25 protein-coding genes are annotated in these 24,535 nt (G+C 64.7%); 20 read left to right on the top strand and 5 right to left on the bottom strand.

Going from position 1 to position 24,535, the window contains the following annotated elements:
• Window positions 1–15: 15 nt before the first annotated feature.
• Window positions 16–1,437 (bottom strand): DUF1254 domain-containing protein, encoded by a 1,422-nt coding sequence (locus AC5Y5C_RS14010; RefSeq protein WP_499972985.1) that lies wholly within the window; start codon window positions 1,435–1,437, stop codon window positions 16–18.
• A gap of 111 nt (window positions 1,438–1,548) precedes the next feature.
• Here AC5Y5C_RS14010 and AC5Y5C_RS14005 point away from each other — a divergent pair, with 111 nt between their 5' ends.
• Window positions 1,549–2,553, top strand: coding sequence for an AraC family transcriptional regulator (locus AC5Y5C_RS14005; RefSeq protein WP_499972981.1), 1,005 nt, complete (start codon window positions 1,549–1,551; stop codon window positions 2,551–2,553).
• Here AC5Y5C_RS14005 and AC5Y5C_RS14000 read toward each other — a convergent pair.
• Together AC5Y5C_RS14000 and AC5Y5C_RS13995 are read right to left on the bottom strand one after the other, a co-directional pair.
• The gene (locus AC5Y5C_RS14000) at window positions 2,550–3,017 is read right to left on the bottom strand and encodes an FAS1-like dehydratase domain-containing protein (protein WP_499972978.1); all 468 of its coding nucleotides are present in this window, start codon (window positions 3,015–3,017) and stop codon (window positions 2,550–2,552) included. The genes AC5Y5C_RS14005 and AC5Y5C_RS14000 overlap by 4 nt on opposite strands.
• Before the next feature lie 86 nt (window positions 3,018–3,103).
• A complete protein-coding gene (locus AC5Y5C_RS13995; RefSeq protein ID WP_499972975.1) occupies window positions 3,104–4,024 on the bottom strand; it encodes an HAD family hydrolase in 921 nt (306 codons plus the stop codon).
• A gap of 98 nt (window positions 4,025–4,122) precedes the next feature.
• On the opposite strand from AC5Y5C_RS13995, the gene AC5Y5C_RS13990 reads away from it, so the two are divergent.
• The 11 genes from AC5Y5C_RS13990 (at window position 4,123) to AC5Y5C_RS13940 (ending at window position 14,411) form a co-directional block, all read left to right on the top strand.
• On the top strand, window positions 4,123–4,377 hold the full coding sequence (locus AC5Y5C_RS13990; RefSeq protein ID WP_499972970.1) for a glutaredoxin family protein: 255 nt from the start codon (window positions 4,123–4,125) through the stop codon (window positions 4,375–4,377).
• 110 nt (window positions 4,378–4,487) lie between these two features.
• Window positions 4,488–5,831, top strand: a complete 1,344-nt coding sequence (locus AC5Y5C_RS13985) for a glutamyl-tRNA reductase (RefSeq protein ID WP_499972968.1) — start codon at window positions 4,488–4,490, stop codon at window positions 5,829–5,831.
• 156 nt (window positions 5,832–5,987) lie between these two features.
• Window positions 5,988–6,911, top strand: coding sequence for a hydroxymethylbilane synthase (gene hemC, locus AC5Y5C_RS13980; protein ID WP_499972965.1), 924 nt, complete (start codon window positions 5,988–5,990; stop codon window positions 6,909–6,911).
• Between the two features lie 31 nt (window positions 6,912–6,942).
• Window positions 6,943–8,592, top strand: coding sequence for a bifunctional uroporphyrinogen-III C-methyltransferase/uroporphyrinogen-III synthase (locus AC5Y5C_RS13975; protein ID WP_499972961.1), 1,650 nt, complete (start codon window positions 6,943–6,945; stop codon window positions 8,590–8,592).
• Window positions 8,593–8,632: 40 nt separating this feature from the next.
• Window positions 8,633–9,613 carry a porphobilinogen synthase gene (gene hemB / locus AC5Y5C_RS13970; RefSeq protein ID WP_499972957.1) on the top strand — a complete coding sequence of 327 codons (981 nt, stop codon included), beginning with the start codon at window positions 8,633–8,635 and terminating at the stop codon, window positions 9,611–9,613.
• Window positions 9,614–9,647: 34 nt separating this feature from the next.
• The gene (locus tag AC5Y5C_RS13965) at window positions 9,648–10,124 is read left to right on the top strand and encodes a hypothetical protein (protein WP_499973251.1); all 477 of its coding nucleotides are present in this window, start codon (window positions 9,648–9,650) and stop codon (window positions 10,122–10,124) included.
• Between the two features lie 50 nt (window positions 10,125–10,174).
• The gene (locus AC5Y5C_RS13960) at window positions 10,175–10,612 is read left to right on the top strand and encodes a hypothetical protein (protein ID WP_499972954.1); all 438 of its coding nucleotides are present in this window, start codon (window positions 10,175–10,177) and stop codon (window positions 10,610–10,612) included.
• Entirely contained in the window at window positions 10,605–11,123 is a 519-nt protein-coding gene (gene mce1N, locus AC5Y5C_RS13955; RefSeq protein ID WP_499972950.1) for a transport-regulating membrane protein Mce1N, read from the top strand. The genes AC5Y5C_RS13960 and mce1N overlap by 8 nt, the downstream gene beginning before the upstream one ends.
• Entirely contained in the window at window positions 11,117–11,386 is a 270-nt protein-coding gene (locus AC5Y5C_RS13950; RefSeq protein ID WP_499972947.1) for a hypothetical protein, read from the top strand. The genes mce1N and AC5Y5C_RS13950 overlap by 7 nt, the downstream gene beginning before the upstream one ends.
• 41 nt (window positions 11,387–11,427) lie before the next feature.
• Window positions 11,428–12,186, top strand: a complete 759-nt coding sequence (locus AC5Y5C_RS13945) for a class I SAM-dependent methyltransferase (protein WP_499972945.1) — start codon at window positions 11,428–11,430, stop codon at window positions 12,184–12,186.
• A 47-nt stretch (window positions 12,187–12,233) separates the two neighbouring features.
• Entirely contained in the window at window positions 12,234–14,411 is a 2,178-nt protein-coding gene (locus AC5Y5C_RS13940; RefSeq protein ID WP_499972942.1) for a heavy metal translocating P-type ATPase, read from the top strand.
• Between the two features lie 81 nt (window positions 14,412–14,492).
• Here the strand turns inward: AC5Y5C_RS13940 and AC5Y5C_RS13935 are convergent, their stop codons facing one another.
• A complete protein-coding gene (locus AC5Y5C_RS13935) occupies window positions 14,493–15,272 on the bottom strand; it encodes a sulfite exporter TauE/SafE family protein (protein ID WP_499972939.1) in 780 nt (259 codons plus the stop codon).
• A 98-nt stretch (window positions 15,273–15,370) separates the two neighbouring features.
• Here AC5Y5C_RS13935 and AC5Y5C_RS13930 point away from each other — a divergent pair, with 98 nt between their 5' ends.
• Window positions 15,371–17,455, top strand: coding sequence for a M13 family metallopeptidase (locus AC5Y5C_RS13930; RefSeq protein WP_499973249.1), 2,085 nt, complete (start codon window positions 15,371–15,373; stop codon window positions 17,453–17,455).
• An 86-nt stretch (window positions 17,456–17,541) separates the two neighbouring features.
• On the opposite strand, the gene AC5Y5C_RS13925 is transcribed toward AC5Y5C_RS13930, so the two are convergent.
• Window positions 17,542–17,913, bottom strand: coding sequence for a nitroreductase family deazaflavin-dependent oxidoreductase (locus AC5Y5C_RS13925; RefSeq protein ID WP_499972937.1), 372 nt, complete (start codon window positions 17,911–17,913; stop codon window positions 17,542–17,544).
• Between the two features lie 21 nt (window positions 17,914–17,934).
• Here AC5Y5C_RS13925 and AC5Y5C_RS13920 point away from each other — a divergent pair, with 21 nt between their 5' ends.
• The 7 genes from AC5Y5C_RS13920 (at window position 17,935) to ccsB (ending at window position 24,327) form a co-directional block, all read left to right on the top strand.
• Entirely contained in the window at window positions 17,935–18,324 is a 390-nt protein-coding gene (locus AC5Y5C_RS13920; RefSeq protein WP_499972936.1) for a nitroreductase family deazaflavin-dependent oxidoreductase, read from the top strand.
• 85 nt (window positions 18,325–18,409) lie between these two features.
• Window positions 18,410–19,714 (top strand): glutamate-1-semialdehyde 2,1-aminomutase, encoded by a 1,305-nt coding sequence (hemL, locus tag AC5Y5C_RS13915; protein ID WP_499973244.1) that lies wholly within the window; start codon window positions 18,410–18,412, stop codon window positions 19,712–19,714.
• A gap of 8 nt (window positions 19,715–19,722) precedes the next feature.
• Window positions 19,723–20,358 (top strand): histidine phosphatase family protein, encoded by a 636-nt coding sequence (locus AC5Y5C_RS13910; RefSeq protein ID WP_499972934.1) that lies wholly within the window; start codon window positions 19,723–19,725, stop codon window positions 20,356–20,358.
• Between the two features lie 3 nt (window positions 20,359–20,361).
• Window positions 20,362–20,973 carry a TlpA disulfide reductase family protein gene (locus AC5Y5C_RS13905; protein ID WP_499972932.1) on the top strand — a complete coding sequence of 204 codons (612 nt, stop codon included), beginning with the start codon at window positions 20,362–20,364 and terminating at the stop codon, window positions 20,971–20,973.
• Window positions 20,970–21,749: a cytochrome c biogenesis CcdA family protein gene (locus AC5Y5C_RS13900; protein WP_499972930.1), complete on the top strand. Its 780-nt coding sequence runs from the start codon at window positions 20,970–20,972 to the stop codon at window positions 21,747–21,749. The genes AC5Y5C_RS13905 and AC5Y5C_RS13900 overlap by 4 nt, the downstream gene beginning before the upstream one ends.
• Entirely contained in the window at window positions 21,749–23,356 is a 1,608-nt protein-coding gene (gene resB, locus AC5Y5C_RS13895) for a cytochrome c biogenesis protein ResB (RefSeq protein ID WP_499972928.1), read from the top strand. Before AC5Y5C_RS13900 ends, resB begins: the two co-directional genes overlap by 1 nt.
• The gene (ccsB, locus tag AC5Y5C_RS13890) at window positions 23,353–24,327 is read left to right on the top strand and encodes a c-type cytochrome biogenesis protein CcsB (RefSeq protein ID WP_499972926.1); all 975 of its coding nucleotides are present in this window, start codon (window positions 23,353–23,355) and stop codon (window positions 24,325–24,327) included. Before resB ends, ccsB begins: the two co-directional genes overlap by 4 nt.
• The last annotated feature ends 208 nt before the right edge of the window (window positions 24,328–24,535 follow it).

Genomic DNA, 24,535 nt, shown 5'->3' with positions numbered 1-24,535 from the left:
TTCGACTCCTTGCTATCACGGGACGCGCTGAACAGCGGGCGGTTTCCAGGTGCCGTCGATGATGGATGGCGGTGTTTCCCTGGGCCAGTACATGCGAAGCACCAGATTGAACCTGTCGGCCGGGGCGGGCAGCCAGTTGGACTCCTTTCCGGGGCCCGGGTTCTCATGTTGCAGATAGAGATCCACCGAGCCGTCGGGATTGGGGACGAGGTTGTTGCGCTCGCTGAGTGTGTAGCGATTGAGCGGGTTGGCCACGAAGTAGAAACCCTCGTCGTACATGGTCAGCGACCAGAATCCTTCCGCGGGTGGTAACTGATCCTTGGCGAAGCGCAGCACATACTTGTTGGCACCGCTGTAGGGTCGGCCAGTGCCGTCGGCCCCGGATGTCGGGTAGACCGCATCCTGAGGACGGTTGGCCCCCAGCCCGAGTGCCGTAACGGCTGCGCGCTGCAGGTAATCCGTGCCGTAGAGACCCATCTTGGTAGTGAATTGCCAGCCGTTGATGTCCTGGCTGGCCTCCTTGAAGTGGGCCAGGATCTTTTCGACCGCTTCCTTGGGCACTGACTGCAGCGCGCGCGCAGTATCGGCGCCGAGCCTGTCGATATCAAAGGGCTTCCCGGCCTCGATGCCGATCTTGGCCATCTTCTCCACCATCGCCTTATCGGCCTCGGCGGGCGGATTATCCTTCATCAGGGTTGCCAGCAGATCAAAGTACGCCTTGGTGCTCAGATTGTTGACCTGATCGCGGACAGGCGTTTTCATGTCGATGCTCGGGTCAACTGTGCTCGTGGGCGGGGTGTACGGCTTGCCGTACGCACTGAGCGGGATCAACGAGGTCTCGTCCTGCAGTGTGTGAACGGCCGCGTAGTCCTCGGGGGTACCTGTGCAGTAGGTGCGGCCGATCAGCCAGACGATGGACGTGGGGGACTTGTACTCCTTTACCCCTTCGGGGAGTGTGCCTTTCCACCCGGGGCCAGTGATGACGTAGGTCTGCGGAGCGGTGCCGGTCGTGCGCTTGCCGGGAACCTCGAACACGTCGGTCCACCCGTCGAGCATCGGGAACAGGTAGTAGCGACCGTTTGCCTCGGGCAGGGTCAGGACGTACGGTTCCTTGCTTACATCGGCAAAAGCGGTGGTGTACAGGGTGTCTGCGTTCGGGGTGGTGACATCACGGAAGGCTGCGTCGGGATACTCACGCAGCCGCGCGAGCTGTCCCATGGGTGCGCGCATGGCCTCGGGCTTCGCCACGTTGGTCATCACGCGCCGCGTCAACTCCACCGTGACGAGCGGGTAGCCGTAGGTGTAGGCCTCTATGGCAATCGCTTTTGCCTCGTCTGATGAAAGCTTTTGGGAATCAGCTGCTTTCGTGCACCCGGCGGTGGTAGCCGCCAATAGGGCGACGCTCGTGACAACCAACCACCTGATGCACTGCCTCACGGGCTCATCCTCTCGGGGTATTTGATGATCTTGATGGCCGAACGTTGATCGTGCAGCATGCCCTACCTGCTTGTCTTGACAATGAGAGACAAATATTTGACAGTTGGGGACATGTCAGTGATCCGGGGCTCGGCGCTGACTAACTACCGCCAATTGGTGGCCGAGCTCGGCGGTGACGGCAGCAAACTACTTGCCGCAGCCGGGGTTTCGCCTGCGGATGCCGGCTCGTACGAGCGGTTCGTCTCGTTGCCCAACAGTTTGCGTGCTCTCGAGGCCACCGCGGTGGCCCTGAACGCAGCGGACTTCGGGCGGCGACTGGCCCGCCGCCAGGGCATCGAAATCTTGGGGCCGGTCGGCTTGGCCGCACGCACGGCCGCAACTGTCGCTGATGCCTTCGCCATCCTGGAGAAGTTCATGGGTGCGTACTGTCCGGTCATCAGCGCCCGGATCATCGACCATCCTGATCCGATGCTGTGCCGCTTCGAATTTGAATTCCTGCTCACTCCGGCGCCCCCGCAGGCACAGGCGATCGAGCTGTCCTTGGGGGTCACGCTGCGGGTGTTGCACCATTTCCTGGGCGGCAGCTACCGGCCGGTGTCCGTTCATCTGCCGCATCAGGCCCTTACGGCGGCATCCACATATCAGCGCTACTTTGGCTGCCGCGCGTTTTTCCGTGAGCCTGCTGGGGGGTTCATCCTGCGCGTCACTGATATGCAGAAGTCACTGCCCAAAGACCATCTGACGCACCAGACCGCCGTCGACTATTTGACGGGCACTCTCGTCAGCCGCAAACCGGATTCCAGTCAATTGGCTCGGACTCTCATCCGCCAACTGCTGCCTACCGGGGCGATCGGATTGGGGGACATCGCATTACACCTCGGCCTGCACCCGAAGGCGCTGCAACGACGACTGGGCACGGACGGCACGACCTTTGCCCAGTTGGTCGACCAGACTCGTCGTGAAGCCGCCGAGCGGTTGCTTTCCGATACTGAGCTGAGCCTCGACCACGTCAGCAGACAGCTCGGTTACGCCGAACAGAGTGTATTCACCCGAAGTTGCAGACGCTGGTTCAGAACTACCCCGAGCGCATACCGGCTCAGTCGGAAATCGTTTTAGCCCTTGCGATGTGAGGCGATGTTGGCGGCCATGGAGTTCGCGTCGGTTTCGTGCCCCTCGGCCTCGCCGATCATGGTGACGATGCTCGTCGCCACCGGTTGCCCGTCGGCATCAGTGACTTCGGCGCGCACCTCGGCGGTCACCATGCCGTGCGACTCCAGCACGCTGTCCAGGTAGCTGTCGAAGTACAGCCGGTCGCCTGCGCGGACAGGGCGGTGGAACTTCAGCTTCTGGTCGCGGTGCAGCACTCGTGCCACATTGATGGGCAGATCCATCTCGGTGAAGATCTTGTGCTGCACGCGCCGGCCCGCGACAGCGAGGAAGGTGATGGGCGCGACGACACCGGAGTTCACCTCGCAGTCGTCCTGGATGGCCGCCGCGAATTCGCGCATCTTCTCGCGGCCGACCTCGAAGTAGTCGGGGTAGCGGTAGTGCGTTCCGATGATGTCTTGGCGGATGGCCATGCATTAACCCATTTCGCTGCAGGTCAGGTACGAATCTAGAACGGTCCGAGCGGCGCTGAGCCTATCAGCAGCGGTAATGGTGATCGTCATTTCTCGCGTCGGGCCAGTGCGGCCGCCAATGCACCGCCCGCGGCACCGAGCAGCACCGCAGAAGGCACGCCGATGCGGGCGGCCTTGCGCGCCGTGCGGAAGTCACGCACCTCCCAGCCCCGGCGTCGTGCCACGTCCCGCAGCTCCGCGTCGGGATTGATGGCCACGGCAGTGCCCACCAGCGACAACATCGGCACATCGTTGACGCTGTCGCTGTAGGCGGTACAGCGCTTGAGATTCAGCCCATTGCGGATGGCCAGGTTGCGCACGGCCCGGGCCTTGCCCGGTCCGTGCAGGATGTCGCCGACGAGGCGCCCGGTGAACACCCCGTCCACGGATTCGGCGACGGTACCCAGCGCCCCGGTGAGGCCCAACCGTCGGGCGATGGTCTCGGCCAGTTCCTTGGGTGTGGCCGTGACGAGCCAGACCTGTTGACCGGCATCGAGGTGCATCTGGGTCAGCGCCCGGGTGCCGGGCCAGATCTTGTCGGCGATCGTCTCGTCGTAGATGTCCTCACTGAGCGCGACGAGTTCGTCGACGCTGCGACCCTCGATGAACGAAAGCGCCTTCTGCCGGCCCGCCGCGACGTCATCGGAGTTCTCTCGGCCGGTCAGCCGGAACTTCGCCTGCGCCCAGACGAACTGAAGCATGTCCGAGTACTGGAAGTAGTCGCGCTGCGCCAGGCCCCGGCCGAAGTGGACCAACGAGGAGCCATGCACCAGCGTGTTGTCGACATCGAAGAACGCGGCGGCGGTCAGATCGGAGGGCGGAGGGCCCGGAGTTAGGTCCGCGGCAGTGGCGTCTGCCTGGGCGAAGGATGCGGCGCGTGCGACGTCTTCGGCGAACGCCTCGGCAAGCAGCTGGTCCTCGGCGGAGCCTTCGGCAGGGGGGTTGCCGTTGATCTGGGGGCTGGTCATAACCGGCTTAACCGCCCTTCCTGTCCGCCGTTTCCGAGTGCTGTTTAACCCTACTGAGGGTGTCGGGAACTCGGGGGACCCGGTGGCAGAATTGGCATATGACGTCTCTAACGCTGCTGACGCGCCCGGGGTGCTCTGCCTGCGAACGAGCGCAGCGTGAATTGGCGGCCCTGGCCCAGGAGTTCGGGATCCCGCTCGTCGTCACCGATGTTGATGAGGCCGCGATCACAGATTCGTCGTTGCGCGCGGAGTTTGGGGACCGGCTTCCCGTGGTGCTGCTGGACGGTCAGGAGCACAGCTATTGGGAAGTGGATGAGCCCCGGCTCCGGGCGGACCTGAAACGTGACCCATAACAGGCTGTTTGGATTTTGCCCAGTGGCCATTTTCGGGCTACCGTGCATGAAGTTCGAGCCTCACCAAAGCAAGGGAGCTGGACAGTGAGATGTCAGCGGAGTGACCTGCGGTGAGCGTCCTGCTGTTCGGAGCCTCGCATCGTAGCGCGCCTGTGCCGGTGCTGGAGAAGCTGGCGATTGGCGAGTCCGATCAGCCCAAGATCATCGAACACATTCTGCAATCCCCCCTCGTCAGCGAGGTCATGGTGCTCTCGACCTGCAACCGGGTCGAGGTATATGCCGTGGTCGAAGCCTTCCACGGTGGCCTGACGGTTATCGGTGAGGCCATTGCCCGGCATGCCGGTATGGGCATGAACGAGCTCACCAAATACGCCTACGTCCGGTACAGCGAGGCGGCCGTCGAGCACCTGTTCGCGGTGGCCAGCGGCCTTGATTCCATGGTGATCGGCGAGCAGCAGGTATTGGGCCAGGTGCGTAACGCGTATGCCACCGCCGAAACGCATCAAGCGGTGGGCCGCGTACTACACGAGCTCTCGCAGAGCGCCTTGCGTGTGGGCAAACGAGTGCATTCAGAGACCGGTATCGACGCGGCCGGGGCCTCGGTGGTGTCGGTGGCCCTCAATCTGGCAGACAGCAAGCTCGGCGGTTTGCCCGGACGAACCGCTGCCGTTGTCGGCGCGGGCTCGATGGGCTCATTGGCGACCGCGCAGCTGATCCGTGCCGGCATCGACAACCTTTGGGTGGTCAACCGCAGCGCGGAGCGCGCACAACGGCTCGCCGCGACCGCGCGCGAGGCGGGAGTGAACGCGCAGGCGATCACCCTCGACCACCTGGATCAGGCGCTGGCTCAGTCCGATGTGGTGGTGTCGTGTACTGGGGCGGTCCGGCCGGTGATTTCGCTGGCCGATGTGCACCACGCCCTGGGCAGCGGCCGCCGACTCGTGTTCTGCGACCTGGGTATGCCACGTGACGTCGACCCGACGGTTGCTGGTCTACCCGGTGTCGTCGTGGTGGACATGGAGCGCATCCAGCGTGAGCCCACCGCACGTGCTGCGGCCAACGACGCGGGCGCGGCTCGTCAGATCGTCAACGACGAGGTCGCCCGATACCTGACCGGCGAGCGGATGGCGGAGGTCACCCCGACGGTCACCGCGCTGCGCCAGCGGGCCGCTGAGGTGGTGGAGGCCGAGCTGCTGCGGCTGGACGGCCGTCTGCCGAGTCTGGCCGGGGCCGAGCGGGACGAGGTCGCCAAGACCGTTCGCCGCGTGGTGGACAAGCTGCTGCACGCCCCCACGGTGCGGGTGAAGCAGCTGGCGTCGGCACCCGGCGGCGACAGTTACGCCGAAGCGTTGCGTGAGCTGTTCGAGCTCGATCCGCATACCGTCGAGGCGGTGGCGACGGCTGGTGAGTTACCGCTTGCTGCAAAGGAATTACACGAAGAAAGCCGTGGTTGATGGTCCTCACCCGAGTGGCACATCGATTCCTCACGGTCTTCGCGTAAGCAGCTCATCGATCCTGAACGTCTTCGCCCGAGAGGCTCATCCAACTTTGACTGTCTTCGCCCGAGAGGCTCATCCAACCTTGACTGTCTTCGCCCGAGAGGCTCATCCATGATCCGAATTGGTACCCGCGGCAGTCTGTTGGCGACCACTCAAGCCGGGGGAATCAGGGATGCTCTGCTTGCCAAGGGGCACGAGGCAGAGCTGGTAATCGTGACCACGGCAGGGGACCAGTCGTCTGCACCTGTCGAGCAAATCGGTGTGGGGGTCTTCACGGCCGCTCTGCGCGAGGCCATCGCCGATAACGTCGTCGATGTTGCCGTGCACTCCTACAAGGATTTGCCGACGGCGACCGACCCGCGATTCGTCATAGCCGCCATTCCGCCTCGTGAGGACTATCGGGACGCGCTCGTGGCTCGGGATGGACTGGTGCTGGGAGAGTTGCCCACGGGCTCGGTGATCGGTACCTCGTCCCCGCGGCGGGCCGCGCAGCTTAGAGCACTGGGTCTCGGTTTGGAAATTCGCCCCCTAAGAGGCAACCTGGATACCAGGTTGAGCAGGGTCTCCAATGGTGATCTTGATGCTGTGGTAGTCGCCCGGGCGGGTTTGGCCCGTATCGGACGTTTGGACCGCATCACCGAGACACTGGAACCGGTGCAGGTATTGCCTGCGCCGGCTCAGGGAGCGCTGGCGGTGGAGTGCCGCAGTGAGGTCACCGATCTGGTGGCTGTACTGGCGGAACTCGATCACGCCGACACGCGCGCCGCGGTGACTGCCGAAAGGGCTCTGCTTGCCGAGCTGGAGGCGGGCTGTACCGCACCGGTCGGCGCGATCGCCGAGGTGGTCGAGTCGATCGATGAGGATGGCCGTGTCTTCGACGAACTGTCGCTGCGCGGATGTGCGGCGGCGCTGGACGGATCTGACGTGATTCGGGCCTCCGGGATTGGCACCCCCGATCGGGCCGCCGAGCTTGGGCTCGCGGTTGCGAGGGAACTGCTCGATCTCGGTGCGCGAGCACTGATGACAGCTGAATAGGCGGCGAAAACCGCCGATATGGGAGGCAGTAGTGACCCGAGGGCGCAAGAAGCCAGGGCGCATCCTGTTCGTTGGTTCCGGCCCGGGAGATCCTGGCCTGTTGACCGTCCGGGCGCGCGCGGTACTCACCGGTGCCACGGTCGCGTTCACCGACCCCGACGTGCCGCAAGCGGTGCTCGATCTCGTCGGGTCCGCGGTCGAACTTCCTGAACCGGCGCCCGTCAAACCCGCGACCGGTACCGAGGAAGCGCCCGCGTCAGGTGACGCTGAGGCCGCGGCCGAACCGCCACTCACCATCGACATTCGCCCCGCCCTGGGCGATCCCGCCGATGTCGCCAAGACCTTGGTCGCCGAGGCCAAGAACGGCGTGGACGTGATACGGCTGGTCGCCGGCGACCCGCTCTCGATCGATTCGGTACTTGCCGAGGTCACCGCGGTGACGCGTACCCAGGTGGCCTTCGAGATTCTGCCCGGTCTGTCGTCGAGCACCGCGGTGCCCGCCTACGCGGGCCTGCCCCCGGGTTCCGCGCACACTGTCGCCGATGTGCGTGGGGACGTGGACTGGGCCGCACTGGCTGCGGCACCGGGCCCGCTGATCCTGCATGCCACTCCGACGCATGTGCCCGATGCCGCCAAGGCGCTCATCGAGCACGGTTTGTCCGATCAGACCCTGGTCGCGGTCACCGCACAGGGCACCACCTGCGCACAGCGGACCGTGGAGACCACACTGGCCTCGCTGATCGACGGTGTCCCGGTGGACGCCAATGATCCGCACGGGCCGATGACCGGCGCCCTGGTGTTGACCATCGGCCGTGTAGTCGCTGGTCGCTCCAAGCTGAACTGGTGGGAGAGCCGCGCACTGTACGGCTGGACCGTGCTGGTGCCGCGCACCAAGGACCAGGCCGGTGAGATGAGCGAGAAGCTTGTCGGATACGGAGCCCTGCCGGTCGAGGTGCCTACCATCGCCGTCGAGCCGCCGCGTAGCCCCGCCCAGATGGAAAGAGCCGTCAAGGGTTTGGTCGACGGTCGATACCAATGGGTGGTCTTCACCTCCACCAATGCCGTGCGCGCGGTGTGGGAGAAGTTCGCCGAGTTCGGTCTGGATGCCCGCGCTTTCTCCGGTGTGAAGATCGCATGCGTGGGCCAGGCCACCGCCGACAAGGTGCGTGCCTTCGGTATCAACCCCGAACTGGTGCCCGCGGGCGAGCAGTCCTCGCTCGGTCTGCTCGACGAGTTCCCGCCCTATGACGACGTTTTCGATCCGGTGAACCGGGTGCTGCTGCCCCGGGCCGACATCGCGACCGAGACCCTTGCCGAGGGTCTGCGGGAGCGCGGCTGGGAAATCGATGACGTGACGGCTTACCGCACCGTGCGGGCGGCACCGCCGGCGGCGCAGACCCGCGAGATGATCAAGACCGGCGGATTCGACGCCGTGTGCTTCACGTCGAGCTCGACGGTTCGCAACCTCGTGGGTATCGCCGGAAAGCCACACGCGCGCACCATCGTGGCCTGCATCGGACCGAAAACCGCTGAGACCGCGATCGAATTCGGGCTGCGGGTGGATGTGCAGCCGGAGACCGCCGCTGTCGGTCCGCTGGTGGAGGCCCTTGCCGAGCACGCCGCCCGGTTGCGTACCGAGGGCGCATTGCCGCCGCCGCGTAAGAAGAGCCGACGGCGTTAGCAGCGGATAGATAGCGGGAGAAGTAGCGGAGGTCCTTACTGTGCCCTTTCCCTACCAGCGTCCGCGTCGGCTGAGAGCCACCCCGGCGATCCGTCGGCTGGTGGCCGAAACCACCTTGGCGCCGCGACAGTTGGTGTTGCCGATGTTCGTGGCCGACGGTGTGGTGGAGTCGCGCCCCATAGGGTCTATGCCGGGCGTGGTGCAGCACAGCATCGAATCGCTGCGCAGGGCCGCCGAGGACGCGGTAAAGGCCGGTGTCGGCGGGCTCATGCTGTTCGGGGTTCCCGAGGAGAAGGACAAGGACGCCACCGGGAGTGCCGGGCTGGCTCCGGAAGGCATCCTGAACCGGGCGCTGTCGACCCTATCCGCGGACCTCGGCGATTCCACGGTGCTGATGGCCGATACCTGCCTTGACGAATTCACCGACCATGGCCATTGCGGGGTGCTGGATGCCTCGGGCCGGGTAGACAACGACGCGACCCTGACTCGGTACGTAGACATGGCCGTGGCACAGGCGAATTCGGGTGCTCGTGTGGTGGGCCCCAGCGGCATGATGGATGGCCAGGTGGCGGCCATTCGCGAGGGTCTGGACGCTGTCGGTCACACCGACGTGATCATCTTGGCGTACGCCGCGAAGTACGCCTCGGCGTTCTACGGACCGTTCCGCGAGGCGGTCGGGTCGTCGCTGCGCGGAGACCGGCGCACCTATCAGCAGGACGTGGCGAACGGCCGGGAAGCCCTGCGTGAGGCCGAGCTTGACGTCGAAGAGGGCGCCGACATCCTGATGGTGAAACCGGCTATGGCCTATCTCGATGTGCTCCGGCAGGTGGCCGATGTATCGCCGGTGCCGGTCGCGGCATATCAGGTGTCGGGTGAGTATTCGATGATTTGTGCTGCAGCGCAGAATAATTGGATTGATTTGCAGGCCATGGCGCTGGAGACGCTGACGTCCATCCGGCGTGCGGGGGCAGATATCGTGCTGACGTATTGGGCCGCGGACGTCGCGGGCTGGCTGGAGTAGACGGTTTGTCCCTTTCCACTACCGTGGTCGCGTGATGTATCCCGATCCGCACGATCAGAGCGGGTTGGCTGGACAATCCTCGACAGGTCCGGCCAAGCCGCGACCCGACGATATCGACACCGGCTGTTGGCTGTGGCTGGCCGCGCTCCCCCTGATGATCGTGAGTTACCTGGCCGCGAATGTCGGTCAATGGCAGCAGGACCCCGAGGTGCGCAAGGCCGCCCCGCTGTGGACGGTGTACGCCTTCAACGGGTTCATCGTCGTTGTGGTGGGGGCACTCGTCGTCACGGGGATCTTCTTGATGCGCGCGGGATACCGCTTGGCCCGCACCTTCCTGACCGGGGGTGCGGTGGGTTCGGTGGTGTTCACCGCGACGCGGTTGGTCGAGCTGGAGGGTCTGCCGGCGATTGTGCAGGCGCTCTCGGGGATCACCGCGTCCGTTTTGATCTGTGGCGGGCTATTCCTGCTGCATCGCGAGGACTCCACCGCGTACCTGACGAGGCAGCGCTAACACCCCGATACGCTGCCGGAATGATGCCCGAAATGACGATAGGGGCCCGAATGACACCCGAACAACCGCGCCCGCGCATCGTCGATGTGGCGTTCTGGTTCTGGGTGGTCTCCTCGGCCGCCCTGTTCCTCAACGGTCTGGCCGGAGTGACCCAGCGCTACGACGCGGTGCGGGCCGCCGCGAAGCCCGAGCTCACCGACGCAGATGTACGGGATCTCGTCAGCTATTTCCGGGCGTGGGGCGTGTTGTGCATCCTGCTGGCGGCCGGTATCGCCTTTCTCGCCGGGCGGACGCGGCAGGGGGATAAGCGGTATCGCCGGGCGTTGATCGCCCTCTCGCTGGTCTCGGTACTCGGCGCCATCGCCATGGCCAGTACCGGTTCGGTGGGTCCGCTGCTGCTCGTTGCCGCGCTGTCGTTGATCGTGGCCAATGTGCTGATCATCAGGCCTACCGCGCAGAGCTGGTTCGAGGGGGATGAACATGGCTGACGTGCCGGACGGCGACGCGCGGCTGTTCTATGAACCCGGCAGCCGGTGGCGATGGCTGCTGCTTGGCCCGCTCGCCGGGTTGATCATGTTCGGGCTTCAGCTGTGGGGCAAGGGAGGCATGAGCCCCGTCATGCCGGCGATCACGGCGGCCATCGTCGCCTTTTTCCTCGCGTTGCAGATCTATGCCGCACGGGTGCATGCCACCGTGGAGCTGACGCCCTCGGAGCTCCGCCAGGGCGGCGAGACGCTGGCGGTCAGCGAGATCAAGTGGCTGTATCCCGACGCCGACCGTCACATCTGGGAGGAGTCCCGCCCGCTGGGAGAGCTGACCGGGGTGCCCAAGGGACGCAAATCCATTGGTTTACGCCTGGCCGGGGGACGCCGCGCGCAGGCGTGGGCCAGGAAACATGAGGAGCTGCGGACGGCGCTCATCACGTTGGTGCCTGCGCCGCCGGCAGGCATGGATCTGGGTGATGACCCGGAGATCGATACCGAGAGTGAGCAATGGTGAAGTTCGGCAAGCGAGTAGTGGTGGATCTGGCCATCGCAGCGATGGCGATGGCACTCGCCGGCTGGGCGGCGCTGGCCGCGCGCGTACCCACCGAGGTCGCGCCCATCGCGAAGGGCGAACCGACGTTGTACTTCACCGCATTGGATGGCGCCTGTGTGGCCCGGGCGCTCGCGCTTACCGCTCTGGCGGGGATATTCCTGGTCATGGCGATATCGCGAGGTGTTCGTGACTATCGCCTGGCGGATCAAACGATTCATAGCTAATTCTTATGTCAGTGTAGCTGACATAGATATAGGCTGGGATCATGACGAACGCCGCTGATATCGACGTGATGCCACGGGCTGGATTCGGTGCCTGCGTGCTGGACCGCAAGTTGCAGACGGACCGACTCGAGTATCTGGACCGCGACGATGTTCCCGCAAAGAAACGGGCCGTCGTTGCGTCCCTTGACCTCATGGGCGAGAAGAAGGGTCTGCACAGGTGGAATGCGGAGCAGGCGGCCGGGTTTCTTGTCGGTATCGCCAACCCTCGGGTGCTTGAGCTCGGTGCCGCGCACGGCGGCCTCTCGCGTGAGCTGCTGAAGCTACGGCCTGATGCCTCGATCACGGTGACGGATATCGAGCCCACTTCCGTCGCGGGTATCGCGGCGTCCGATCTGGGTTCGGATTCCCGGGTCAGTATCAGGGCCATGGATGCCACAGCTATCGACGCGGCCGACGGGTCATTCGATCTGGTGGTGTTCGCGCTGTCGTTTCATCATCTCTCGCCGTCGCTTGCCGCGAAGGTGTTCTCCGAGGGCACCAGGGTGGGGCGCACGCTCTTGATCATCGACTTGCTGCGCCTACCGGCCCCGCTGTTGGCTCCGGCGTTCCTTTTCGCGGCGGCCGTGGGTTGGGTGCGTCCGGTCGCTCACGACGGTGCGATCAGCCAGTTGCGCGCCTACGGTCCGGAGGCGTTGCGTACCCTGGCTGCGCATGCGGACCCGTCGATCGTTGTCGAGCTCCGGGCCAGGGTTCAGCTGCCGATGCCACTGCAGATCGTGGCGGCTCGGCGGCGTCAGTAGCGCAGATCACCCTATCGATTAGTACCCCCTAGGGGTACCATTTAGGCATGGAGTTTGTTGACACCGGCATGGAGACCACCGATCTGCGCCTTCATGGCATGACATGTGCCTCGTGCGCGTCTCGCGTGGAAAAGGGGCTCAACAAACTCGAGGGTGTGACGGCGCGGGTAAACCTGGCGCTGGAGAGCGCCCGCGTCGAGCACGACGGTTCGATCTCCGATGATGATCTGGTCAAGGCCGTCGAGTCTGTCGGCTACAAGGCCCAGATAGTCGGCGGCTCTCGGGTCGGTGCTCACCCGGCCGGCCATGAGCATGACGGTCTCGATCCGCAGGATCACATGAACAACGATGTGCCCGACGGTCAGCTCAAAGCACGCCTTATCGGCTCGCTCATCCTGGCCATCCCGGTGGTGGCCATCTCGATGGTGATGCTCTGGCATTTCACCGGATGGGAGATTGTGGTCGCGGCACTGACCACCCCGATTCTGGTGTGGGGCGGCTACCCGTTCCACCGTGCGGCGTTCGTCAACGCACGCCATGGCGCCTCGACGATGGACACCCTGGTGTCCCTGGGCACCATCGCCGCGTACGTGTGGTCGCTATGGGTGCTGTTCGCCGGCGCCGGGCACACCCACGGCGACGTCCACGTCTACTTCGAGGTGGTCGCGGCGGTCACCGTGTTCCTGCTCGCGGGCAGGTTCGCGGAGTCACGCGCCAAGCGGTCGGCGGGCTCGGCGCTGCGCGCGCTGCTGTCCCTGGGCGCCAAGGACGTCGCGGTGTTGCGCAGCGGGCACGAGACACGCATCCCCGTTGACCAACTGGCTGTGGGCGATCAATTCGTCGTGCGGCCGGGGGAGCGCATTGCCACCGACGGTGTGGTGGTCGACGGCCATTCGGCGCTGGACACCTCCACCATGACCGGCGAGTCTGCGCCCGTCGAGGTGGGCGCGGGGGACCCGGTGGTGGGCGGTTACGTCAACACGCATGGCCGGATCGTGGTGCGTGCCAGCAAGGTGGGTGCTGATACGCAGCTGGCCCGCATGGCACAGCTGGTGTCGGATGCACAGACCGGCAAGGCGCAGGTGCAGCGGCTTGCCGATCGGGTGTCGTCGGTGTTCGTACCCGTTGTGCTCGGTATCGCGGCCCTGACCTTCGTGGGCTGGGTGGCGCAGGGGTACCCGCTCTCGTCGGCGTTCACCGCGGCCGTCGCCGTACTGATCATCGCCTGCCCATGCGCGCTGGGATTGGCCACGCCCACAGCGATTCTCGTGGGCACCGGGCGAGGCGCGCAGCTCGGCGTGCTGATCAAGGGTCCCGAGGTGCTGGAGAACGTCAAGAACATCGACACCGTCGTGCTCGACAAGACGGGGACCGTGACCACCGGTGCGATGAGCGTCGTGGCCGTCCGGCGCAGCATCGGCTCCGGTGTCTCCGGCGCCGACGATATCCTGCGCATCGCCGCATCGGTGGAGTCGGCCTCCGAGCATCCGGTGGCCAAGGCCATCGTGGAGTCGGCGCGGACGCGTGGGCTGACCTTGTCGCCGGTGACGGGCTTCCGGAACGAGCCCGGTATCGGCGTTACCGGTGTTGTTGACGGCCAAGAGGTTTCGATTGAAGCCATCGCGGGTCAGAACACCACCGCGGCGGTCAGCTGGGGTGGATTGCGTCGCGGCGAGATCGAGGTGGCGGACACGGTGAAGCCCTCGAGCCGGCAGGCCATCGACGAGCTCAGGGCGATGGGCATCACCCCGGTGCTCTTGACGGGCGACAACGCCGAGGTGGCCGCACGGGTCGCCGGGGAAGTCGGCATCGCGGCGAGCAATGTCATCGCCGGCGTCAAGCCCACCGAGAAGGCCGACGTCGTGACACGTCTGCAGGCCGAAGGGAAGAAGGTGGCGATGGTGGGCGACGGCGTCAACGACTCCGCCGCCCTGGCCACTGCCGATATCGGGATGGCCATGGGCACCGGTACCGACGCGGCGATCGAGGCCAGCGACCTGACCCTGGTGCGCGGCGACCTGACCACCGTGCCGACGGCACTGCGGTTGTCGCGCAAGACGCTTGGCACCATCAAGGCCAACCTGTTTTGGGCCTTCGCCTACAACACCGCTGCCATTCCGCTTGCGGCCCTGGGTTTGCTCAACCCGATGATCGCGGGTGCGGCGATGGCGATGTCATCGGTCTTCGTGGTGCTGAACAGCCTGCGGCTGCGAACCTTCCGTTAGATTCCCCTGCCGTCGACACGCCGTGTGGTGGCGGTTCCGTATCGCACGTTGTCGCCACAAGGCGGCGTGTCGATGTGGGAACTAGAAGAGCAGGCGCCACAGGCCGATCAGGCCCACCACCACGATGACCACACGTAATGCGCCGGGCGAGAGCCCGCGTCCCCAGCGCGCACCCGCGAGCCCACCCACGAACGAGCCCACCGCGATGATTCCGGCCGCCGTCCAGCTCACCCGGTCGAAGGCAACGATCGTGTATGCGAGGGCGGCAACGATATTGGTGATCATGGCCAGCACATTTTTGGCCGCGTTCATCCGCTGCATCGATTCGGGTAACAGTGCGCCCATTACCGCGATCTGCATGATCCCTTGGGCTGCAGTGAAATACCCGCCATAGATCCCGACAAGGAAGTTGCCCCCGGTGAGCGCAGCCATGCGGCCCGGAGGTACATCATCGGCATCCAGGCCCTGCGCTTCGGAACGCCGGCGCGCCCAGGCCTGGATTTTCGGGCCGACTACCACGAGAACCAGTGCGAGGATCAGCAGCACCGGCACGATGGTGACGAACGTCTTCTCGGGCAGATGCAGTAGTAGGAATGATCCGATGAGGGCGCCAAGCAGCACCGCGGGTATCTGCCACTTGAGCCGGGGCCATTGTCCGGATAGCTCACGGCGATATCCCCACACGCCGGTCATGCTGCCGACGGTCAGTCCGACCGCGTTCGACATGGTCGCCACCACGGGCGGGTAGCCGAAAGCGATGAGGGTGGGGAAGGTGATGAGCGTGCCGGATCCGGCAACCACGTTGATCGCGCCGGCACCGAACGCGGCAAGCGCGATCAGAATCATCTCCTGCACCGGCACTCGTGCCAGCCTACGACCGTTAGCCAGTCGAACCAATTCCTCCTCTCAGTGAAACCCGCCACAGCGTGAGGCTCGACGCAGCGGTTCAGATGGGCAAAATGGTGGGCATGCGTCTGAGTCGATCCGCCGGTATGGCGGCGCTAGTGCTGGCCTTGTCCATTCCTGGGTGCACCCGGGACCAGCCCACAGCCCCGGTGGTGTCGAACGTGCCCATCCCGACCTTCGATAACGCGCAGCTGAGCATGCGTTTTGCCGCGTGTGCCGATCTCAATGGGTTTGTGAACGCCAAGTGGATCGAGCAGGCCACCATCCCCGCGGACAAGTCCAGCTATGGCAGCTTCGACATGCTGGCCGATGAGTCCCGGAAGGTTCAGCACGAGATAGTCGAGGGCGCGGTGTCCGGACTAGGCACCGCCGATCATGAGTCGGTCAACTATCAGGTTGGTCTCCTTTATCGTGCCGCTACGGACGACGCGAAGCTCGACGCTGCCGGATATGACCCGATTCGTCCGACGCTCGCGGCGATCGATCAGATCAACTCACCCGAGGAGCTCGCGGCTTTCCTGGCCGCCGACGCCGCCACCGGTCAGCACTTGGTGTTCGGGTTCGAGGCCGGCGCCGACTACGCCAACGCCACCGAGCAGATCGGCTACGCCAGGGCCGATGCGCTGGGTATGCCCGCCAAGGACTACTACACCGATCCCAAGTACGCATCGGTCTTCAATGCCTATCGCACCTACATCGCATCGACGTTCGGATTGATCGGAGCGGACCAGGAGGTTGCCAAGGCCCGCGCCGAACAGGTGGCCGCGCTCGAATCAGCACTGGCCGCCGCGACGTTGAGCCCTGTGCAGCAACGTGATCCGGCCAACCAGTACAAGCTGGTCACCGTCGCGCAGGCGGATGCGCTGACACCACATTTCGAATGGGGTGCCTACCTGAAGGCACACGGCGCTCCGGCCGTCAGCTCGTTCTCCCTTGCCGAGACCGAGTTTTTCACGACGTTCGATCGGCTACTCGCCACCATGGATCTGGACACCTGGAAGTCGTATCTGACCTTCCATGCCGTGCACAGGTCTGCCGACGCGCTGTCACAGGCATTCCGCGACAACGCCTTTAAATTCAAGTCGGCCCTTACCGGAACCACGGCACAGAAGCAGCGCTGGGAGCAGGGCCTGGAGATCGTCAACACGCTGGTGGGCCCCGCGCTGGGACAGTTGTACGTCGACCGCATGTTCAGCGATCGCGCCAAGCGCTCGGCCACCGAAGTGGTGAGCAATGTCAAGGAGGCCCTACGTAAACGCATCGAGGCCGTCGACTGGATGAGCCCGCAGACCAAACTCGCCGCAAAGGGTAAGTGGGACAAGCTGATTCTCAAGGTGGGGTTCCCCGACAAAGACCGTGATTTCTCCAAGCTGAAGCTGACCGGCGATAACTTCTACGCCGATCGGGCAGCGGCGTTGAAGTTCAATCACGACTTCGACATGGCCAAGATCGGGCACCCCACCGACCGGTCGCTGTGGGGAATGACGCCGCAGACGGTCAACGCGCAGTACGACCCCACCGAGAACAGCATCACCATTCCCGCGGCGATCCTGCAGGCGCCGTTCTATGACCCCAAGGGCGACCCGGCGTTCAATTACGGCGGTATCGGTGCGGTGATCGGCCACGAGTTCACCCATGCGTTCGACGACGAGGGCAGCCAATTCGACGGTGAGGGCAACCGGGTCAACTGGTGGACACCGAACGATCGTGAGGAGTTCGAGAAGCGCGCCAACCGGCTGGTGGAGCAGTTCAATGCCTACACGCCGATCCCGGGCCACCCCGAGCTGCATGTCGACGGCAAGCTCACGTTGGGTGAGAACATCGCGGATCTGGGCGGCGTCAACACTGCCTATGACGCGCTGGTCGCCGAGCTGGCCAAGAAGAACGATGACCACAAGATCAGCGGCATTGTCGGGTTCAACGACACGCAGCGGTTCTTCCTGAACTACGCGCGGATCTGGCGCGACAAGCAGCGCCCCGAAGCTGCGATTACCCAGCTGGCCAGCGATCCGCATTCGCCCCCGGCGCTACGCGTCAACGGGGTGGTGTCCAATGTTGCGCCGTTTGCTGCCGAATTTGGTTGCGTGGCAGGCGATCCCATGGTGAACTCGCCGGAGAAATTTGTGAAGATCTGGTAGGCGCTCACCTTCGTTGCCGAACAGACGCATAGTGCAGGGAAATCCCAGGAAGCCTGTGCACTGAGCGTCTGCTCGCGAAAACGAGGCTAGGAGTAGGTCAGCAGCACGGCCTGCTCGAACGGGAGTTTCCCGAACGTGCGGCCCTTCACCAGCGTCGCCGCTTCGTCCCGGCTGACCACGCGCGGATTGACGACGTCGTGGGTCTTCCCTCTGCGCACGACCCTTCCGCCGCCGGCCGCCTGCAGGTTCTTCAGCCAGTCGCGGTCTGGACCGTAGGTCAGCAGGATTGCCACGCCATCGGGCGTCTTGAACGCGGTGACGGGCGTTCGGAACTCTTTGCCGGACTTGCGGCCCTTGTGCTCGATGATCGCGAAGCTCGGTGCCCAGCCCGCCCACAGCCGCTGGACGGGGTTGGTGACGTACTTGTTGAAGCGCGCGACCGATTGCGGTATTTGCATACCACCATCAAACTGTGATCCATGGCATACCTCAAGCCCCCATGGTTTGTGCGCAAGGTGTTCAACCGGGTGGCCATGGCCGCCAACATCGGCGAGACGCTCACCATCACCAAGCGGGCCAGCGGCGAGCCGCAGCAGATCCCGGTGGCCACCGTGGATGTCGACGGCATCAAGTACCTGGTGTCCACTCGCGGCGAGAGCCAATGGGTCAAGAACATCAGGGCGAACCCGCAGGTGACGCTGACGGTCAAGGGCTCCAGCGCCACGTACACGGCCAGCGAGGTACCGGTGGCCGACCGTGCGCCCATCATCGCCGCCTACAAGCCCAAGGCCGGCAAGGTGGTCGACGGCTACTTCGCGCAGCTTCCCGACGACGCCGATCACCCCACCTTTGCGCTGACACCCGACTGATCCACTACACCCTGTAGTGGACGATTTGGCGCCAGCTGAGACACTGGATGCCGTGTCTGATGCTCTTCGCGCAAGCGGCTCATCGCTGCCCGAGGCGACGCCCAACTCCGCACGTCTGTTCGCCGACGCCTCGGCCGTCATCCCAGGTGGAGTCAACTCACCGGTGCGTGCCTTCGCCGCGGTTGGCGGCGTGCCGCCGTTCATCAAGTCTGGTGCGGGATGCTGGCTCACCGATGTCGATGACAACCGGTACGTGGACCTGGTCTGCTCCTGGGGCCCGCTGATCCTCGGCCATGCGTACCCGGCCGTGGTGGAGGCCGTGCAACGGGCCGCCAAGGACGGCCTGTCTTACGGCGCGCCCATCGAGGGTGAGATCGATCTCGCACGCGAGATCGTCGATCGCGTACAGCCGGTAGAAAAGGTGCGTCTGGTCAACTCCGGCACCGAGGCCACCATGAGTGCGGTGCGCCTGGCTCGCGGATTCACCGGTCGGCCCAAGATCGTGAAGTTCGCCGGTTGTTACCACGGGCATGTGGACGCACTGCTGGCCGATGCCGGATCGGGCGTGGCCACCTTCGGCCTGCCTTCCTCGCCCGGTGTCACCGGCGCCTCCGCTGCCGACACCATCGTGTTGCCGTACAACGATATCGGCGCTGTGGCCCGAACCTTCGCCGAGCAAGGCGATCAGATCGCCGCCGTCATCACCGAGGCGGCCGCCGGCAACATGGGCACGGTTGCACCCGCCCCGGATTTCAACGCCGGGCTGCGGCGCATCACCGAGAACCATGGCGCGCTTCTCGTCATGGACGAAGTCATGACGGGTTTCCGGGTCAGCCGTTCGGGCTGGTTCGGGATAGACCAGGTGGCCGGTGATCTCGTCACCTTCGGCAAGGTGATGAGTGGCGGTATGCCCGCCGCGGCGTTCGGCGGCCGTGCCGACATCATGGAGCGGCTCGCGCCATTGGGCCCGGTGTACCAGGCCGGCACGCTATCCGGTAATCCGATCGCCGTTGCGGCGGGGCTGGCCTCGTTGCGTGCGGCAGATGCGAAAGCCTATGAAACGCTGGACCGTAACGCCGACGCGATCATCGCTCTACTCACCGCATCCCTGGACGCGGAGGGGGTGGCGCACCAGATCGGCCGGGCAGGCAGCATGTTCAGCCTGTTCTTCGGGGCCGAGCCCGTGCAGGACTTCGAGGGCGCCAAGGCAACCGAAACGTGGCGTTACCCCGCATTTTTCCATGCACTGTTGAGTCGCGGCGTGTATCCGCCGCCGAGTGCGTTCGAGACCTGGTTTGTTTCTACCACTCTCGATGACGAGGCGTTCGACCGTATTGCCGACGCTTTGCCCGCCGCTGCCCGTGCCGCGGCCTCTGTCGAGGAGAGGTAAGAAACTTTATGACTGACCGTCTTCGCGTAAGCGGCTCATCCCGGCCCCGCACCATCGTTCATTTGATGCGCCATGGCGAGGTACACAACCCCGAGGGCATTCTGTACGGGCGGCTGCCGAATTTCCGGTTGTCGGACAAGGGGCAGGCGCAGGCCGCGAAGGTGGCAGAGTCGCTGCGGAGCAACGGTATTGCCGCGGTCGTGGCCTCGCCGCTGCTGCGGGCCCAGCAGACTGCCACGCCCATTGCCGATGCCCATGGGCTCACCATCGTCACCGACGACGAACTCATCGAGGCCGGTAACTCCTTCGAGGGCATGAAGGTGTCGGTGGGTGACGGCGCATTGCGCGATCCCCGCAACTGGTGGAAGCTGCGCGACCCGTTCACCCCGTCCTGGGGGGAGTCGTACCGCGATATCGCGTCCCGGATGACGGCGGCGATCGACCGTGCGCGCAGTCGCGCCGAAGGTGCCGAGGTCGTGTGCGTGAGCCATCAGCTGCCGGTGTGGACTGCGCGCCAGTACCTGCTCGGTAAGCGACTGTGGCACGACCCGCGCAAACGCCAGTGCAACGTCGCCTCACTCACCTCGCTGGTGTTCGACGGGGACGAGTTGGTCGACGTTGTGTACTCGGAACCGGCAGGGTAGCCAGTGCGACGTGTGCTCGCGGCGACGGCCGCGCTGATTCTGCTCATCACCGCGTGTTCGACCGGTGATGACGCGGTGGCGCGCGGCGGGCAGTTCCAATTTGTGTCTCCCGGCGGTAAGACCGACATCTTCTACGATCCGCCCGAAGCACGTCAGACGCCCGGCCTGATCCAGGGGCCGAACCTGCTGGACCCCACAAAGACGCTGTCGATCAATGACTTTGCCGAGAAAGTCGTCGTCATCAACGTGTGGGGGCAATGGTGCGGACCCTGCCGTTCGGAGTTTTCGGCACTGGAAGACGTCTATAAGGCCACTCACGCTCATGGCGTCGAATTTCTCGGCATCAACGTCCGGGATAACGAGATCACCAAGGCGCAGGACTTTGTGACCGACCGCAAGGTGCCGTACCCGTCCATTTATGACCCGTCGATGCGCACGCTCATCGCGTTCGGCAGGAAGTTCCCGACCGGGGCCATTCCCGCGACCTTGGTGCTGGACCGACAGCATCGGGTGGCGGCGGTCTTTCTGCGCGAGCTGTTGACCCAAGACCTGCAGCCAGTGGTTCAGCGCATTGCCCAAGAACCTGTGAAAGAGCCCGCGGGGGTAAATAAGTGATCCTCGCCGATGCCGGCTCCGCGTTCCAGGACGCGGCTACTAGCGGGCCACTGCTGCTGGCCCTGGGCGCCTGTGCGCTGGCCGGGCTGGTGTCGTTCGCCTCGCCGTGCGTGATCCCGCTCGTGCCCGGCTATCTGTCCTACCTTGCTGCCGTGGTGGGTGCCGATGACCAGGATGGTGCCCGCGCGGCGCGGCTGCGGGTCGCCGGATCGGCATTGCTGTTCGTCGCCGGGTTCACCGCGGTGTTCCTGCTGGGCACCGTGGCCGTGATGGGCATGACGACCACGCTGATCACCAATCAGGTGCTGCTGCAACGCATCGGGGGGGTGATCACGATCGCGATGGGGCTGGTGTTCATCGGGCTGGTGCCGGCCCTGCAGCGCGATTTCCGGTTCACACCGCGCCGCATTTCCACGGTGGCCGGAGCGCCACTGCTCGGCGCGGTGTTCGCGCTCGGGTGGACACCTTGTCTGGGTCCGACCCTCACGGGCGTGGTCGCGGTGGCATCGGCCACCGAGGGAACCGACGTCGCTCGCGGAATCATGCTGGTGATCGCCTATTGCCTTGGACTGGGAATCCCGTTCCTGCTGCTGGCCTTCGGTTCGGCGCGCGCGGTGCGGGGTATGGACTGGCTGCGACGGCACGCCCGGACCATCCAGGTCATCGGTGGTATCGCGTTGCTGGCGGTAGGGGTCGCACTGGTCACCGGTGTGTGGGCTGATTTTGTTGCCTGGGTTCGTGATTCATTCGTTTCGGACGCGAGGTTGCCCATCTAGTGATGATCGCCAAGCGTCTCCTTGCTTACTCGCGCAACACCTGGCGCGGCCTGACGTCGATGGGCACCGCGCTGGCGCTGCTGGTGCTGCTCGCGCTGGGAGCTATACCCGGCGCGATGCTGCCGCAGCGTGCACTCAACCAGGCCAAGGTCGACGAGTATTTGGCAGAACACTCCACCATCGGCCCCTGGCTGGATCGTGTGCAGGCCTTTGACGTGTTCTCCAGCTTCTGGTTCACGGCGATCTACGTTCTACTCTTCGTCTCGCTGGTGGGGTGCATCATTCCCCGGACCGTCGAGCACGCCAAGGCCCTTCGTGCGCAGCCCGTTCCGGTGCCCCGGAACCTGGGGCGACTACCCAAATACCAGGAAAGGGTCGTCCGGGCCGACCAGTCCGACGTCGCGTCGACCATCGAGGGCCAGCTGAAGGGCTGGCGCAGAACCATCCGCGAAAAGGGCGAGATCACCGAGATTTCCGCGGAGAAGGGCTACCTGCGCGAGTTCGGGAACCTGGTCTTCCACCTTTCTCTCGTCGGTCTGTTGGTCGCGTTCGCGGTAGGCAAGCTCTTCGGATACGAGGGCAATGTCATCGTCATCGCCAACAACGGTCCGGGGTTCTGCTCGTCATCGCCCGCCGCCTTCGATTCGTTCCGGGCGGGCAACACCGTCGATGGCACCAACCTGGACCCGATATGCGTCAAGGTCAAAGACTTCAGGGCCACGTACCTTGCCTCGGGGCAGGCGCATTCGTTCGAGTCGAACATCGAGTACCAGGCCGGTGACGATCTTCAGAGCAACGTCTGGCGGCCGGAGCGGCTGGCCATGAACCATCCGCTGCGTGTCAACGGCAACCGCGTGTATCTGCTCGGCTACGGATATGCCCCCACCTTCACGGTGACCTTCCCGGACGGGCGTAAACGCAGCGAGACCATTCAGTGGCGGCCGGATGACCCCACCACGTTGCTGTCGTCAGGGGCCGTACGTATCGATCCTCCTGCTGGCAGCTATCCGGATCCCAATGTGCGCCGCAAGAACCAGATCGCTATCCAGGGTCTGTTCGCGCCCACAGAACAACTGCACGGCACCCTGCTCTCATCGAGCTTCCCGGAGATGCGCAAGCCTGCGGTGGCCATCAACATCTATCGCGGGGACACGGGCCTGGACTCGGGTCGCGCGCAGTCGATCTTCGAGCTCGATCCCCGCATGATCGAGCAGAAACGGCTCAATCAGGTGGCGCGCGCCAATCTGCTACCTGGGCAGTCGGTGAAGCTCAATGACGGCACCATCGTCAGGTTCGACGGTGCCGTCAACTTCGTCAATCTGCAGGTGTCGCGCGACCCCGCCCAACTGTGGGTGCTCGTCTTCGCGCTGACCATGATGTCGGGCCTGGTGGTGTCGCTCATCATCAAGCGCCGCCGAGTCTGGGCGCGGCTGTCTCCGGGGGCGGCCGCAGGTACGGTAAATGTCGAGCTGGGAGGGCTGGCACGCACCGACAGCTCCGGCTGGGGCGATGAATTCGAGCGGTTATGCGACCGTTGCCTGGAGGGTCTGCCCCGGCTGGGCACAGTCAGGGACGGGAACGGCCACAAAGATGAGGATGCCGAATGAATTCCACCAATATCGATGTGAATCTGGCCAGGTTCTCCGACTACGCCTTCACTTCGGCGATTGTGGTGATGGTCGGCGCGCTGGTGCTCTTGGCCATCGAGCTGGCCTACCGGCAGAGCAGCAAGACCGCCCAACGGGAGCTCGTCAGCTCCGGCGGCGAGGTGGTGTCTGCCGACGAGAATCAGCCGGGACTGGTGGTGCCGCAAGGCAAGCGCCCTCTTGGTGAGCGCGTCGGTGGCGCCGGGCTGGCGCTTGTATACCTGGGTATCGGCCTACTGTTGGCGTGCATCGTGTTGCGCGGCGTGGCCACCACCCGGGTGCCCTGGGGCAACATGTACGAGTTCATCAACCTGACGTGTGCGTGTGGACTGGTCACCGGGGCTGTGGTGCTGCGCCCGCGCGCCAACAGCGAACAGGGGCGCCGGGCGCTCTGGGTTTTCGTGCTGATTCCGGTGCTGATCCTGCTGACGGTGTCCGGCCGGTATCTCTACACCTATGCGGCCCCGGTGATGCCTGCCCTGCAGTCTTACTGGCTGCCTATTCACGTGTCGGTGGTGAGCCTCGGGTCGGGTGTGTTCCTGGTGGCAGGAGTGGCGAGCATCTTGTTTCTGCTCAAGATGTACTTCCCGGACAACACTGTGGTGCAGCGTCTGCCTGACGCGCAGTCGCTCGACCGGTTGGCGTATCGGACCACCATCTTCGGATTCCCCATCTTCGGGTTCGGCGTGATCTTCGGCGCCATCTGGGCCGAGGAGGCGTGGGGGCGGTTCTGGGCATGGGATCCCAAGGAGACCGTGTCCTTCGTTGCCTGGGTCGTCTATGCCGCCTACCTGCATGCACGGTCCACCGCAGGGTGGCGGGACAAGAAGGCGGCGTGGATCAACGTGGCCGGATTCGTGGCCATGGTGTTCAACCTGTTCTTCGTCAACCTGGTGACGGTCGGTCTTCACTCGTACGCTGGGGTGAGCTAGCGGGGGGTCCGGGGCAACTGTTCCGCCAGATCCGTTCATCACACCTGCGATAGGGTGCGATGCTGAGTCCTTCTGAACAGTTGTTCCGGGCTCTCCGTGTCCGAACTGCACATCCAACCAATGCATTGGGGGATCGATGTCTGACTATCCCGCGCACCGCGCGCCGGATGGACCGTCGCCGTACGCCGACGAGGCGCAGGGTGGACCT

It is taken from the genome of Mycobacterium sp. NGS15, assembly GCF_059813245.1.
The sequence above is the reverse complement of the archived record's forward strand: the minus strand, read 5'-3'. Positions and strand labels throughout refer to the sequence as shown.